Here is a 14,503-nt window from a genome sequence, read left to right as displayed (position 1 = left end):
AGGAGTATGAATTTGGTTCAATTGCGAGATGAAGAACATTCATGCGCACCAGTGAGGTGCAAACAGTACAGTTTTGATGTCAATCAGCAGGCACAGACACTAAGTGCTTGGGAACAAAGATATAATCAGCATGGTTCAGGGCAGTTTAATGGCTATTTAGACGAGTTAAGGCTGCCAAGACTGCACCTTTTTGAGGAATACACCAGTCAAACTATTCATCAAGAATGTTGTGTGAACCCAGAGGCCCTCTGGATTGGATTTTCATTAGATGCGGAGCGCCCAAAAGTGAATGGCAGGACAGCTGACAAGCATCAGCTTATGATTAGACCTGCCCATGAACACTTTGAGCTAACCACACCTGACGATTTTAATATCTTTGGTATTGTGATTGATAGAGAGTTGCTCGCAACGGGTATTGGCTCAGAGGAGCTAGAACGGTGGGAAAACACTTGTTTAATTGAAAATTCTCATGCGGCACACAGCTGTTGGGCACTGGTGGATCTGATTAAGCAATCCCTTAACTGCAACTCCATATTGGGACGCAAAATACTTGAATTGACTGATCCGAATCAAATGGAACTTCATTCTCGATTAGTTCATCTGATTGAACAATCGGCCATCGCGAGGTTAGGGCAGTATCAAGTTACAGGAACACCTGAACACTCAAGAGGTTTTTCCACACGTCGTCAAGCGTTAAAACGTATCTACAATCATATTGAGCAGACGGGCAATTATCCATTAACGATTAATGAGATGAGTTCGATTGCCTGTGTCAGTCAAAGAACTTTGCAGTACTGTTTTGAACAGGAATTGGGCATTAGCCCGAATAGCTTTCTTCGAGATTGCAGGCTCAACGCTGTTAGAAGAGATTTGCTAAACATGAGTGAGGAGAGGGCAATTTGCGATATAGCTTTGCATTACGGTTTCTACCATTTAGGAACATTTAACCACTATTACAAGCTGTTATTTGCTGAGACGCCCAGTCAAACCAGAGACCGGGCACCCAAATATCAGAATGTAAGTGTGGTTAGGCATCTTGTTCGCTGAAACCCGTCCAACATAAATGTCTATTGATTGAAAAGCTTCAACCATTCTTCGTAGCCTTCTTGCTGCATTTTATCTACCGGAACAAAGCGCATTGCGGCTGAATTCATACAGTATCTCAACCCTGTTGGTGCAGGACCATCATCGAACACATGACCGAGATGAGAGTTGGCGAAACGGCTGCGAACCTCGGTTCTGGTGTAAAAGAGCTTATTGTCATCGTGAGTCACAATGTATGCGGCATTGATGGGTTTTGTGAAACTTGGCCAGCCCGTACCTGATTTGTACTTATCGGTTGATGAAAACAGTGGCTCACCAGAGACGATATCCACATAGATTCCTTCCTGCTTGTTGTCCCAGTATTCATTTTGAAACGCACGCTCAGTGCCTTCTTCTTGAGTCACGTAATATTGCAATTCGGTCAGTTTAGCTTTGATTTCACTATCCGACGGACGTGTGTACACTTTGACACTGTTCACCGCTTTGGTTTTATCGATGATCTCTCGTAACGTAACAGGATTGTCTACTCTGTCTTTACCAAAAATCTCATCCAAATATTGGTCGCGACCAGAAGCGTATCGATAGTACTTATAACGAAGCTTGTTAGTTTTGTAATAGTCTTGGTGATAATCCTCGGCAACCCAAAACTTGGTGAATGGGATCAGTTCGGTTTTTAGTTGCTTCTTAAAAATGCCCGATTGCTCTATCTCGTTCATAAAGTTAGACGCAATCTGTTTTTGCTCTTCATTGTGATAGAAAATTGCAGGACGATACTGGTTGCCTCTGTCAACAAATGAACCTTGGTCATCGGTTGGGTCGATATGGCGAAAGAACTGATCCAATACTTGTTCGTAAGTCACTTTCTTGGGATCGTACGCCACTTGAACGACTTCTATGTGCCCGGTTTTTCCTGAAGAGACTTCTCGGTATTTGGGGTTATCAACATTCCCGCCAGCATACCCAGACACCACATCAATGACTCCGTTGAGTTGCTCCATATCCGATTCTGTACACCAGAAGCAGCCGCCTGCTAGTGTTGCAACTTCGGTTTGCCCCATACTTTTTGAGTCCGATTGAGCAGGTTTCATTTCACTGGTGGCGTGACTAAGCGAAAAAAAAGATAAAGGGATTGCCGCCAAGAGTAGCAATAGTATTGTTGAGCGTTTCATGACTTTCCTTACCCATTTTTATAATTGGTATAAGAAAAGAACGGCACAGGAAGTGATAAATTTCAAATCATTTACTAAATAAATCTATCAGTAAAGGGAAAGGCAGCGATGAGTGAAGTGCTGCCTTTAGAGTTTCAAAGAACTTAACTCAAGCCGATAATATGGCCGTGTTCGTCAATGTCTAGTGACATAAATGCGGGTTTGTCTGGTAAACCGGGCATGGTCATCACATTGTCACACAGGGCATATACAAAGCCTGCACCAGCACAGAGCTTGAGTTCACGGATCATGACCTCAAAACCGCTCGGTGCACCTTTAATCGAAGAGTTTGTCGTAATCGAAAGCGGTGTTTTGGCAAAACAGACAGACAAGTTTTCAAAACCCTGTTCATTCAGTTGTTTTAACTGTGTTTGTGCTTTGTAGCTGAGCATGAATGAACCTGCGCCGTAACCTTTGGTGACAACATTGGTAATTTTGGTCATCAATGCATCTTCTGCTTGATAGAGAGGCATAAATAGAGAAGGCTTTTCACACTGCTTAATCACTTTATTAGCGAGATCTTTCGTTCCTTCTCCACCTTTTACAAAGCCTTCAGAAAGTGCTACCTCAACATCGTTTGGAAGTGCTTCAATCAATGAGATGAGTTGTTGCAGTTCTTCGTCAGTATCTTGAGGAAAACGGTTAATTGCAACCACTGCAGGAATGCCGTATTTATTTACGTTGTTGATATGCCATTTGAGGTTCTCAAAACCTTCTAATAATGCGTCTTTATCGGGTGAGAACAACGAGTCTGGTATTGCTTGACCCGGTTTCAGATCGAATTGACCTGAGTTAGCTTTGAGCCCACGTAGGGTGGCAACGATAACGGCACAATCGGGTGTTTTTCCTGATGCTTTCGCTTTGATGTTACAGGCTTTTTCAAAACCCATATCTGAGCCGAAACCACCTTCTGTGACTGTGTAATTGGCTAATCGTGTCGCAATATCATCGGCGATAATAGATGAGTTACCATGCGCGATATTGGCAAAAGGTCCCGCGTGAATAAGGGTAGGGACGCCCTCCAACGTCTGCATTAGGGTTGGTTTAATCGCTTCTTTCATACTAACTGTCATTGCGCCAGCCACTTGTAGATCTTCAGTGGTAACTGGATGCCCATCAAAACTGTAAGCAACCACGATTTTACCAATCCGTTGGCGTAAATCTTTAAGGTCAGAAGCCAAAGCTAGGATTGCCATTAACTCTGATGCTGCGGAGATATCAAATCCATCGGTGCGTTCATAGCCGTTAATCGTTTTACCCATTTCGTTCTGGCCGACAGTCACCATACGTAATGCGCGGTCGTTATGGTCAACCACACGTTTCCATACCACCTGATGTGGATCGATACGTAAGGCTTTTAGCTGAGTTCTACGCTCAAAATCTTCGTAGCCGTTACGTTGCTCATGGTAGATACGGGCATCAATGGCGGCAGAGGCAAGGTTATGCGCTGCGGTCACTGCGTGAATGTCACCGGTTAAGTGCAAGTTTAACTCTTCCATCGGCGCTACTTGAGAATAGCCGCCACCAGCTGCACCACCTTTTACACCAAAGATAGGCCCCATTGAGGGTTGGCGAATACAGGCAAATACAGATTGGTTTAGTTTTGCTAATCCCTGCGCGAGACCGATTGTGGTCACGGTTTTACCTTCTCCAAGTGGCGTTGGTGTAATTGCAGTCACCAACACAAACTTACCAATAGGTTTTTCGTGCAAGCGTTCTAAGCATTTTAACGAGACTTTTGCTTTGTAATGTCCATGGCTTTCATATTCTTCAGCAAGCAATCCTGCCTTTTCAGCCACGGCATCAATGTGAGTCAATTGAGTAGAACGGCAAATGTCGATGTCTGATAGCATAAAATCCTCAGAAGGTGTTTGTGTGTAGTTAGGCAAACGTTTGCGTTGGCATGTTATCTGGAAATATATCGATGTAAAGGTTTTTTACGAGAGGATTGTTCGATTGCGGTAATTTTCAAATTTATGCTGATTTGAGTCAAGTCGCGGATAATATTTGCTCAACGATTCAGTGGATAAAATAAGTAATGGATAAAGTAATCCCAAGCAATGAAATCCCAAAGGTGACCTAACGATCACCTTTGGGATTTCATTGTAAAGCGTCAGGCCATTTATACCCGTGCTAATTTGGCTTATACCAATGCTAATAGTCGCGCAGCTGTGACTAAGCCAGCTGTATTAGTTTTTCAACCAAACGTTCGATACCCGAAGCCGCTTCTGAAATGCTTTCTGCCAACATATAGGCAGGTGTTGATAGTACGTTGTGCTCGTGGTCGTAAACAAAGTCATCTACAGGACAGTTAATATGGTCACCACCCATGTGATTAAAAGCGACAGCGGTATCTTTATCATTACCGATCGTTCCCTGAACACCGTGTTCATAAATCATCGGTATAATGGTTGGCGCGATACAGAGATAAGCGGCTGGCTTGCCTGCTTGAGCAAAGGCTCGACATGCGGAAGCCACATGAGCGTTGATAGTACACTCTGTGCCTTTAATCGCGAAGTCGGTTAAGTTTTTTGCAGCGCCAAAACCGCCAGGGATAAGTAAGGCATCGTATTCGTCAGCCTTAAGTTTTTCTACATCATCAATTTTGCCACGAACAAGCCGAGCCGCTTCCACCAACACATTTCGTGTTTCTGTCATCTCTTCACCAGTCAGGTGATTGATAACATGTAACTGTTCAATATTAGGCGCGAAACAGTACCAGCTCGCACCTTGCTTCTCTATGGCATGGAGAGCTAAGACAGCTTCATGAATTTCTGAGCCATCGAATACTCCACAGCCACTTAAAATCACGGCTACTTTTTTCATCGACTTATTCCTTGTGTTTAGCAGGAGTTTTTCTAACCTTGCGACCTTTATTCGCTTTCAATTGGTTATCGGTAGATAAGTCTAGTTTAGGATCAGAGACTGGATCGTTGCATAGATCACAGCTCAAATTTTGTTCGATTTCAGTTTCTGGTTCAGATTCAGATAGGGCGTCATTCTCTGGGTAATGTTTCACCACAAACGGTACAAGCATGACGGAAGAAGGCAAAAAGTGTTTCATAGCACATCCAGTTGATACTCAAGCAGTTAGTACTGGTTTTATATGTCGTAAATGCTGGATGTTTATTGTGCTAAATCAGTGATTTTGCCTTTTTTATTCCTCGGGCTTTATTGTTGTGACTCAGAATAGACCTTCGTCCCAGATTGGCGTCAATCTGCCAAGTTTGTCTGCTACATATTCCATGAACGCTCTTACTTTGTGAGGAAGATGTTTACGTTCAGGAAACACCGCATAGATAGCGTGTTCAGGTAGCGAGTAGGCGGTCATTATCGAAATCAACTTGCCTGATAAAATGTCTTTGCTGACGAGAAATGTTGGTAACTGACCAACGCCTAAGCCTTCGATTAAAGCGCGGCGAATGGCTTCGCTGTTATTGACGATAAAGTTACCTTTGGGGATGACTTTAAACTCGTTGTGCTGCTGTTCAAACGTCCATTCACTGCCTCCTCGAAAATAGGAGTAAACCAGACAGTTGTGGTCAATCAGATCAGAAGGCTTTTGCGGAGAACCATGCTTTTTGAGGTAATCAGGCGATGCGCACAATACGCTTTTACACTGCACTAAACGTTTGGCAACTAAGTTAGAAATGGGCAAATTGCCGATGCGAATTGCTAAGTCAAATTCGCCTTCGATTAAATCAACCATTTGATCTTCCAGTTGCAGATCGATCGTTACCTTTGGATACTGGGCCAGAAACTCAGCGATGATAGGGGCGATATAGAGCACACCGAATGACATCGGGGCTGTGATTTTCAGCTTACCCTGAGGCTCACCTTGCAGTTCAGTGACAGCGTCCATCCCTTGTTGTGCTAATGCAAGTGCTTGAGATGCATGGTCATAATAGCGTTTACCGGCTTCAGTCAGACTGAGTTTTCTTGTGGTTCGATTAAGCAGACGTATGCCTAGATCATCTTCTAACTGTGTCACTCGTTTACTGATTGCTGACTTAGTGACGCCTAATTTTTCAGCTGCGAGTGAAAAACTGCCGCACTCCACGACAGCAACAAAAATAGGGATGCTTGAGAAGGTATTATCCATGTTTATTGTTGCCTCTAAATTAACAACAAGTTTCCGTTTCTAGAGATTATCATTTTATGGAAAACAATCTACACTAGGGTCAGCTTTTGAGGAGACAGATATGAAGTACGACTGGATTTTATTTGATGCTGACGAGACCTTGTTCCATTTCGATGCACTAAAAGGCATGCAATTGATGTTTGAACGTAAAGGCGTGAACTTTACTGAGCAAGATTTTCATCAATATCAGCAAGTAAATAAACCGCTTTGGGTCGATTATCAAAACGGCAACATCACTGCAGAAGAACTGAAACACATCCGTTTTATAGGTTGGGCAGAAAAGCTGGGAACTACTACAGCTGAGCTAAACACTGCTTTCTTGGAAGCGATGGCGGACATCTGCACTTTGCTGCCGGGTGCAAAAGAGCTGATGGATGCACTAAATGGCAAAGCGAAGCTTGGCATTATTACTAACGGCTTTACTGAGCTTCAGGCAATTCGTTTAGAAAGAACGGGAATGACTCACTACTTTGATCAAGTGGTGATTTCTGAAGAAGTGGGTGTAGCTAAACCTGATGCAGGTATTTTCCTTCATGCGATGGAAAGAATGGGTAACCCGAGTAAAGAGCGTGTATTGATGGTAGGTGATAACCCTCATTCCGATATTCTTGGTGGCTTAAATTTCGGTATTGAAACCTGTTGGTTGAACGTTCATCAACATGAACGTCCAGAAGGCATTAATGCACATTATGAAGTGCAATCCTTGCATGAGTTGCGTAGTATTTTGTTAGCGTAACTTTCACCCTAAGATATTGGGTGTAAACATAGGTTTAGGTGTAAGGGATACTGTGCAATACGTGAAAATTAAAGATGCTATCGTCGAGCAAATTGAAGCTGGCATGTTATCTCCGAGGCAGAAGCTACCTTCGGAGCGAAAACTGGCTGAATCTTTTGATACGACTCGAGTCACTTTGCGTGAAGCGTTATCTTTGCTTGAAGCAGAAGGGCGCGTGTTTCGTGAAGACCGTCGAGGGTGGTTTATTTCGCCAGCGCCTTTGCGCTATGACCCAACACAAAGTCTTAGCTTCAATAAGATGGCGAGTGAGCAAAACCGTATTCCAAACACCGAACTGATCTCAGCGAAAGCGATGATTGCCAATAAGCAAGCAACCTCGTTGCTGGCATTAAAACCATTCACTGATATCTATCGTGTTGACCGAGTTCGCTACCTAGATTCAAGACCCGTGGTGTTTGTTACTCACTATATTCGACCTGACCTTTTTCCAGATCTCTTGTCACACGATTTGTCACAATCGTTAACGGATATCTATAAAGAGCATTACGCGACCCAATACCAATCTGTGCGTTACCGTATATCGACAAGCTCATTGGTGAATGAAACCGCACAAGCACTTCGTGCCACTGATGGCACTCCAACTATGGTCGTTGAAAGGGTTAATTTAAACGCAAAAGGTGAGGCGATTTGTTGTGATATAGAATACTGGCGACACGATGCAATCAATATTGAGGCGGTGGCTCATTTCTCTAGATAACAGTTCTCCAGACAACATTTAACCAGACAAAAAAACAGCCTGCAGTGAGCGGGCTGTTTTTATCATTTTTATATTCTTTTTCGGTTTTCTTTATTGGTATTTGAGTAGCGCTCAGTGTTGTGCTTCGGCGTCTTGTCGCTTAATAACTTTATGACCATCTTCAGTGACGCCGTTTTTCCAGTAACTGCTGATATAGATGAAATCTCTGTCTATTTCTTTGTCGTTACGGAAGTACTGGCGTAGAGCTTTCATCGAATCAAACTCACACGCACACCAAACAGCACATTGACCGTCTAGCCAAGCTTGTGCCTTAACTAGCTCAACGAGCTTGTCACCGTATTCCGCAATAGCCCAAATGACCTTTACACCTTCTGGCGCTTGAAGTGTCTGCACATCTTCATGTTCGTTTACTTCAATAACAGCGTAACCGCGTGACTTTTCGTTTAGGTTTGCAAGAGTCACTGCCAGAGCGGGCAGTGAAGTCATATCTGCTGCTAGGAACACCCAATCTGAGTTTGGATTAATGGATTGACCTTGACCTGGCCCAGCAATCGAAATGGTATCGCCAGCTTTTGCATTTACTGACCAACGTGCTGCAAAACCAGACGTCGGATCTTGAGTAATGTGGCGAACGAAATCCACCACAATGCTGTTGTTCTGTTCATCAAATTCACGAATCGTATAGGTGCGCATTAATGGTCTTGCACCTTCTTCTAAATCCGCGATGTGAGTTGAGCCTTCTGGTGAGAAAAGCAGTTTAATGTAATCGCCTTCGCTTTGTTTACCGAAGTGGGCAATCGCATCGCCTTGTAATGTAATTCTTTGAATGCTGGGTGAAACTTGTTCGGTGCTAATAACCGTTAATGGATAAGCGCTTCTTTTATTTTGATTTTTCTGCATAGTAACTTCTTTCGTACTTGTAACAATATATTAATGATTTCGACGCTACTTTAGCCCCAAAAAATCAACCCATCAATGATAATAGTTGTCGTTTACGAAAATTTACATCCAGGTGTGGCGTTTATTGTGAAAATAAAAAGCACAGTTTTTGGGCGCAAATTAAGTATTGTTCTAACAGCAAATTTTAAGGATTCGGGTGTTTAGCAAATTTCATGTACTCAGAGTAATTATTTTATAAACAAAATGTTGATTATTTCTCATTAAATACACCGTTGTTCAAATTGTTGACGGTAATCATACTGAGTTCAGATTTAGAAATGAGCACATTAGCTCGTTTAAGCCGATTCAGATAAGGGGTTGCCATGTTAGTTGAAGGTAAATGGACAAAAGATTGGAAAGCCATGCAGAAAGCTGACGAGAAAGGACGTTTTGTTCGCCAAGTATCCAGTTTTCGTAACTGGATTACGCCAGACGGCAGCGCTGGTCCAACAGGTACGGGTGGTTTTAAAGCGGAAGCGGGTCGCTACCGTTTATACGTCGCTTTCATTTGTCCTTGGGCTTCACGAACACTGATGGCTCGCAAACTAAAAGGTCTTGATGAATACATTGATGTTACTGTGGTGAACCCTGTGATGACTAACCAAGGTTGGAGTTTTGTACAATACGCAGGCTCTGATTTTGATCCGCTGTTCAACTCAAACTATTTGCATGAGATTTATACTCGCGCGGATTCATTGTTTACGGGGCGTGCAACTGTCCCTGTCTTGTGGGACATGAAACAGAACATGATGGTGAATAACGAAAGTGCCGACATATTACGTATGTTTGACACTGCATTTGAACACTTGGTGCCATCAAATGTTCGTCTGTACCCTAAACAATACGCAAGTGAAATTGATGAGCTCAATCCTCGTATATATGACCTACTGAACAACGGTGTTTATAAAGCGGGTTTCACGCAATCGCAGGAATCTTATCTGGAAGCTGTGACAGAAGTTTTCTCCATGCTGGATGAACTAGAACAACGTCTGGAAGGTAAACAGTACTTGGTGGGTAATCAACTGACAGAAACAGACGTGAGAACTTTCGTTACTCTGATCCGTTTTGATGCGGCATACCATGGTTTATTCAAAACAAACCTTAAACGCATTGCCGATTATAAGAATTTGTCTGCTTATATGGAGCGAATTTTGCGATTACCAGGGGTGATTGAAACGGTCAACATGGACCATATCACCACGGGTTATTACTCAATTAAAGATCTAAACCCTGCGGGTATAAAACCGATTGGACCCAAGCATATTGATGATCTACTTCGTTCAGTAAGTCACTAAAACGAAAAGGCAGCTTAGGCTGCCTTTTCTCTATTTCTGATTTGGATATCAATCCACTAATCGATAATGTCCGATAAAAAGATAAAGGGTGGTGGTTACTGTTTGTCTTTATCTTGGCGATTTTCGTAGTATTCCCATTGTTCATACTTCTCGTCTTCGGAAAGAACACAGTATGTTATGCGCTTTTTGTTCTCTGTGAACATGGTAAGTGTGCCACCTTGCTGTACACAGTAGAGTGAGGCTGGGCTAGTGGTTGCTTCATACTCTTTCACATCGTATTCATCTGGTTCGTTCGAGCAGCCAACGAGTAGGGCACTACCTATTAACGCTGAAATCACGATACTGTGTTTTTTCATTGGGTATCTCCATGGGCTATTGAGTTTGTTTTAAATTCTTTTACTTAACGTTTGGTTCGCTTATTCAGGCTTCGTTTACTCAAGTTATTGAGAAAAACATGCCAACAGCTTTCTGATTTGATGCTGATAATTTACGTCAAGTTATTACGCTATATGGAAATTGTAGAATATTTTTTTAAAAACCATTGTCTTAAGTTTGTTAAAAAAATGATGCTGTCTAAAATTAAGGCATAGTGCTTTCTTGAGTTGAGCATCAATAGTGGTGAAAGCACTAGGGGAAGGATGACTGGTATAAAAATTTAGGGGATTAGCTAATGACGGAGAAAAAGTATCGGCTTGTCACGCGAAGTGACTTTGACGGGCTAGTATGCGCGGTTCTGCTCAAAAAACTTAACTTGATTGATGACATTAAATTTGTGCATCCCAAAGATATGCAAGACGGAAAAATAGACATAACAGAAAACGATATCACTACCAACTTGCCCTATGTTGCAGATGCCTTTCTGATATTTGACCACCACCTCTCTGAGACGATTCGTAATACTGAGCCTAGACTGAATCACATCATTGACCCTGATGCGCCATCTGCCGCGAGAGTGGTATGGGATTACTATGGTGGTTTAGATGTGTTTCCTGAAGCTTGGTTGGAAATGATGGAGGCGGTAGACAAGGGTGACTCCGCTCAATTTACGCGCGACGAAGTGTTGGATTCGACAGGTTGGAACCTACTTAATTTTTTGATGGACGCTCGCACTGGGTTGGGGCGTTTTCGTGATTTCAGAATCTCCAACTACAACTTAATGATGGATCTTATCGACTATTGCGGTAATCACACTATTGAACAAATTTTAGATTTGCCCGATGTGAAGGAGCGTATTGAGCTCTATCGCGAGCATGAAAATATGTTCAAAGAGCAGGTTATGAAGTGTGGCACTGTGTATAAAAATCTGGTGGTTTTGGATTTAACGGGCGAAGAGGTTATCTATGCGGGTAATCGTTTCATCATTTATGCGTTATATCCGCAGTGCAATATTTCGATTCATAAAATGTGGGGATTCCAAAAACAGAATATTGTTTTCGCTACCGGTAAATCGATTTTTGATCGCAGCTCCAAAACCAATGTGGGTGAACTGATGCTTCAGTATGGTGGTGGCGGTCATCACGCTGCTGGTACTTGTCAGATATCGGTTGATCTTGCCTCACAAGTTGAACAAGAGCTGATTAAGAAAATTACTGCAGACGGCTAATGAGATATCTCTAATCTCAATTTCGTTGATGTTCTTTTTACCCATGTATCGGTAAGTGACAGATTCGTAACTGAAAGATAACTAACTGATAGAAAAGTAACGGATGTTCATTAGCGAACATCCATGTAACTGTTATCCATGTAATTTGCCCCGTTTAGCGGGGCTTTTTTTATGCTACCATCCGCGCCAAGAAATAGATGGAACAAGGTATTTATACGCTATGAGACATTTGCAAACGGCTGTGCATCCAGATGTGGAACGCCTTAGCCAGTATTCCGTTCTCCAACGTAAAGCAACCCGAGCGATCGTCATTGATGGTGAAGACATTTTGATGTTGTACACCGAGCGATATCACGATTACACGCTCCCTGGCGGTGGTTTAGATGACGGGGAAAATGTGCTTGCAGGTTTGGTGCGTGAACTGGAAGAAGAAACAGGCGCACAAAATATTCATTCCATCAAACCTTATGGAATCTACGAAGAGTTTCGTCCTTGGAACAAAGACGATTTTGATGTGATGCATATGATTTCTTACTGCTACACCTGCAAAATTGATCGCGAGCTGGGCAAGACTCAATTTGAAGATTATGAAATACGCAATGGCATGGAGCCTCGTTGGATCAACATTCATGAAGCCATTGCTCACAATGAAAAAACCATACTTGAAAGCCCTAAGAAGGGGATGAGCATTGAACGCGAAACCTATTTGCTACGTTTGATTGCGCAGGAAATGTTGTAACTCTGAGATGCAAATCTACCTAACCGCAAATTTCAGTGATTTCTTGCAAAACGCTGTAACTTTTGCGGTTTCGTTCTGTGAAAACTTCTCTATACTTATCCAAGTGACTGAATTATTAATAATATCCGGTAATGTGGCTGCCTTGCGTTCTAGCTATACGACTTAGCCATAATTCAGTTTTTATAAATAGCGGAATTTGATCAGTAAAAGGATTTGCAGAATGGGGAATATCAAGCCAGTTGCTTTAGGTGTTGTGTTAGCCACACTTAGCCAGATTTCCATGGCTGATGTTATAGAAACCACCAGTTTGGTTGGTTTTGGGGAAGCGAAATACCCGCAAGGTTTTACTCATTTTGATTACGTCAATCCGGATGCTCCTAAATACGGTAAAGTCACCTATGGTCAGGTAGGTACGTACGATAACTTTAACCGTTATGCTTCACGTGGTGTTCCGGCAATGGATAGCGGAGAGCTCTATGATTCACTGATGTATTCACCCACTGACGAAATTGACTCCTACTATCCACTCATCACTGAAAAAGTCCGATATTCTGATGATTACACTTGGCTAGAGCTAGACATCAACCCCAAAGCTCGTTTCCAAGATGGCAAACCTATTACTGCTGCGGATGTTGAATTCACCTTCAATAAGTTTATGACAGAAGGCGTTCCCCAATATCGCGTTTATTACAAAGAGATCAAATCCGTTAAGGCAATTGCACCGCTGACAGTACGAATTGAAATGTCTGAGCCTAACCGAGAAAAACTGTTTGGTTTTGCTCAAGGTACTCGCGTATTGCCAGAACATTTTTGGAAGGATAAAAACTTCGCTGAACCGCTAAGTGAGCCTCCGATTGGCAGTGGTCCCTATAAGATATCTGATTACAAAATGGGTCAGAGTGTGACTTACCAATTGGATGACAACTACTGGGCAAAAGATCTGCCTGTGAATGTTGGGCGCAATAACTTCAAGCAAGTGCAGTACGACTATTATCGAGATGATACGGTGATGCTGGAAGCATTCAAGGCAGGTGAGTTTGATTTACGTCAGGAGAGCCAAGCGAAGTTCTGGGCGACATCTTACACTGGCGTTAACTTCGATAATGGCTTTATCAAGAAAGAAGAAATCGAACACAATGCGCCAGCGAGTACGCAAGGTTTTGTCTTCAACACTCAAAGATCAGTATTCCAAGATGTGCGAGTCCGTGAAGCACTGAATTATGCGATGGATTTTGAGTGGATGAACAAGAATATGTTCTACAGCCAATATTCTCGTACTCGCAGTTATTTCCAAAACACCGATTATGAAGCGAAAGGTTTGCCTAGCGAAGAAGAGCTAGCCATTCTTAATCCAATTAAGCAAGCGATCCCACCTCGCGTATTCACAGAAGAGTACCAACCGCCAGTGACAGATGGCAGCGGCCGTATCCGCACGCAAATGAGAACCGCCTTTGCGCTGCTGAAAAACGCTGGTTGGGAGCTGAAAGACAAAGTCATGGTGAATGTTGCGACGGGCGAACCAATGACGTTTGAACTGTTGATTTATAACCCAACTACTGAACGTATTGCGATTCCTGTACAAAAGAACCTGAAATTGATGGGTATCGACATGAAGATTAGAACTGTTGATAACACTCAATATATCAAGCGATTACGTGACCGTGATTTTGATATGGTTTCCTCTTCCTTCTTTGCAAACCCATTCCCTAGTTCCAATCTGATGATTGTATGGAACTCAAACTACATTGATTCGACCTATAACACTGCTGGAGTGATGGATCCGGTTATTGACGATTTGACGCTGCAGATTTCGAAAAATCAGGAGCAGCCGAAAAAGCTATTAAGTTTAGGGCGTGCTCTCGATCGAATCTTGCAGTGGAACTTCTACATCATTCCACAATGGCATTCGAGCCTGTACCGCGTTGCGATGTGGGATAAATTCGAGCGCCCAAGTGTGATGCCGAAATACGATTTGGGTTTGGATACGTGGTGGATTTCGCAACAGAAAGCTGAAAAATTGCCTGAGAAGCGTCGTTAAGAG

The 14,503-nt window shown here is 42.8% G+C and carries 14 protein-coding genes; 7 read left to right on the top strand and 7 right to left on the bottom strand.

The genetic code is table 11. The features are described from left to right. The first annotated feature begins 6 nt into the window (after positions 1–6). Positions 7–1,047, top strand: coding sequence for a helix-turn-helix domain-containing protein (locus G5S32_RS20760; protein WP_246201142.1), 1,041 nt, complete (start codon positions 7–9; stop codon positions 1,045–1,047). Between the two features lie 20 nt (positions 1,048–1,067). Here G5S32_RS20760 and msrB read toward each other — a convergent pair whose 3' ends face one another. The 5 genes from msrB to G5S32_RS20735 all read right to left on the bottom strand — a co-directional run bounded on the left by msrB (position 1,068) and on the right by G5S32_RS20735 (position 6,354). Next, on the bottom strand, positions 1,068–2,213 hold the full coding sequence (gene msrB / locus G5S32_RS20755; RefSeq protein ID WP_165314036.1) for a peptide-methionine (R)-S-oxide reductase MsrB: 1,146 nt from the start codon (positions 2,211–2,213) through the stop codon (positions 1,068–1,070). A gap of 143 nt (positions 2,214–2,356) precedes the next feature. Beyond that, on the bottom strand, positions 2,357–4,105 hold the full coding sequence (locus tag G5S32_RS20750) for a formate--tetrahydrofolate ligase (RefSeq protein WP_165314035.1): 1,749 nt from the start codon (positions 4,103–4,105) through the stop codon (positions 2,357–2,359). Between the two features lie 322 nt (positions 4,106–4,427). Beyond that, complete coding sequence (gene elbB, locus G5S32_RS20745) at positions 4,428–5,078, bottom strand: isoprenoid biosynthesis glyoxalase ElbB (protein ID WP_165314034.1); 651 nt, start codon at positions 5,076–5,078, stop codon at positions 4,428–4,430. A gap of 4 nt (positions 5,079–5,082) precedes the next feature. Continuing rightward, entirely contained in the window at positions 5,083–5,316 is a 234-nt protein-coding gene (locus G5S32_RS20740) for a hypothetical protein (RefSeq protein WP_165314033.1), read from the bottom strand. A 120-nt stretch (positions 5,317–5,436) separates the two neighbouring features. Further along, complete coding sequence (locus G5S32_RS20735; protein WP_165314032.1) at positions 5,437–6,354, bottom strand: LysR family transcriptional regulator; 918 nt, start codon at positions 6,352–6,354, stop codon at positions 5,437–5,439. Between the two features lie 100 nt (positions 6,355–6,454). On the opposite strand from G5S32_RS20735, the gene yjjG reads away from it, so the two are divergent. Both yjjG and phnR read left to right on the top strand, forming a co-directional pair. Continuing rightward, complete coding sequence (gene yjjG / locus G5S32_RS20730; RefSeq protein ID WP_165314031.1) at positions 6,455–7,129, top strand: pyrimidine 5'-nucleotidase; 675 nt, start codon at positions 6,455–6,457, stop codon at positions 7,127–7,129. Positions 7,130–7,181: 52 nt separating this feature from the next. Continuing rightward, complete coding sequence (gene phnR / locus G5S32_RS20725) at positions 7,182–7,886, top strand: phosphonate utilization transcriptional regulator PhnR (RefSeq protein WP_165314030.1); 705 nt, start codon at positions 7,182–7,184, stop codon at positions 7,884–7,886. Positions 7,887–7,997: 111 nt separating this feature from the next. Here phnR and G5S32_RS20720 read toward each other — a convergent pair whose 3' ends face one another. Then, positions 7,998–8,786 (bottom strand): siderophore-interacting protein, encoded by a 789-nt coding sequence (locus G5S32_RS20720; RefSeq protein ID WP_165314029.1) that lies wholly within the window; start codon positions 8,784–8,786, stop codon positions 7,998–8,000. Between the two features lie 362 nt (positions 8,787–9,148). On the opposite strand from G5S32_RS20720, the gene G5S32_RS20715 reads away from it, so the two are divergent. Then, positions 9,149–10,120: a glutathione S-transferase family protein gene (locus tag G5S32_RS20715; protein ID WP_165314028.1), complete on the top strand. Its 972-nt coding sequence runs from the start codon at positions 9,149–9,151 to the stop codon at positions 10,118–10,120. A gap of 95 nt (positions 10,121–10,215) precedes the next feature. Here the strand turns inward: G5S32_RS20715 and G5S32_RS20710 are convergent, their stop codons facing one another. Further along, on the bottom strand, positions 10,216–10,476 hold the full coding sequence (locus G5S32_RS20710; protein ID WP_165314027.1) for a putative hemolysin: 261 nt from the start codon (positions 10,474–10,476) through the stop codon (positions 10,216–10,218). Between the two features lie 314 nt (positions 10,477–10,790). Here G5S32_RS20710 and G5S32_RS20705 point away from each other — a divergent pair, with 314 nt between their 5' ends. The 3 genes from G5S32_RS20705 to G5S32_RS20695 all read left to right on the top strand — a co-directional run bounded on the left by G5S32_RS20705 (position 10,791) and on the right by G5S32_RS20695 (position 14,500). Then, on the top strand, positions 10,791–11,723 hold the full coding sequence (locus tag G5S32_RS20705) for an exopolyphosphatase (protein WP_165314026.1): 933 nt from the start codon (positions 10,791–10,793) through the stop codon (positions 11,721–11,723). A 220-nt stretch (positions 11,724–11,943) separates the two neighbouring features. After that, the gene (locus tag G5S32_RS20700) at positions 11,944–12,462 is read left to right on the top strand and encodes an NUDIX hydrolase (protein WP_165314025.1); all 519 of its coding nucleotides are present in this window, start codon (positions 11,944–11,946) and stop codon (positions 12,460–12,462) included. Positions 12,463–12,682: 220 nt separating this feature from the next. Then, positions 12,683–14,500, top strand: coding sequence for an extracellular solute-binding protein (locus G5S32_RS20695; protein ID WP_165314024.1), 1,818 nt, complete (start codon positions 12,683–12,685; stop codon positions 14,498–14,500). Positions 14,501–14,503 lie beyond the last annotated feature (3 nt).

This window comes from Vibrio ziniensis (assembly GCF_011064285.1).
GTDB classification, from domain to species: Bacteria; Pseudomonadota; Gammaproteobacteria; order Enterobacterales; family Vibrionaceae; genus Vibrio; species Vibrio ziniensis.
The sequence above is the reverse complement of the archived record's forward strand: the minus strand, read 5'-3'. Positions and strand labels throughout refer to the sequence as shown.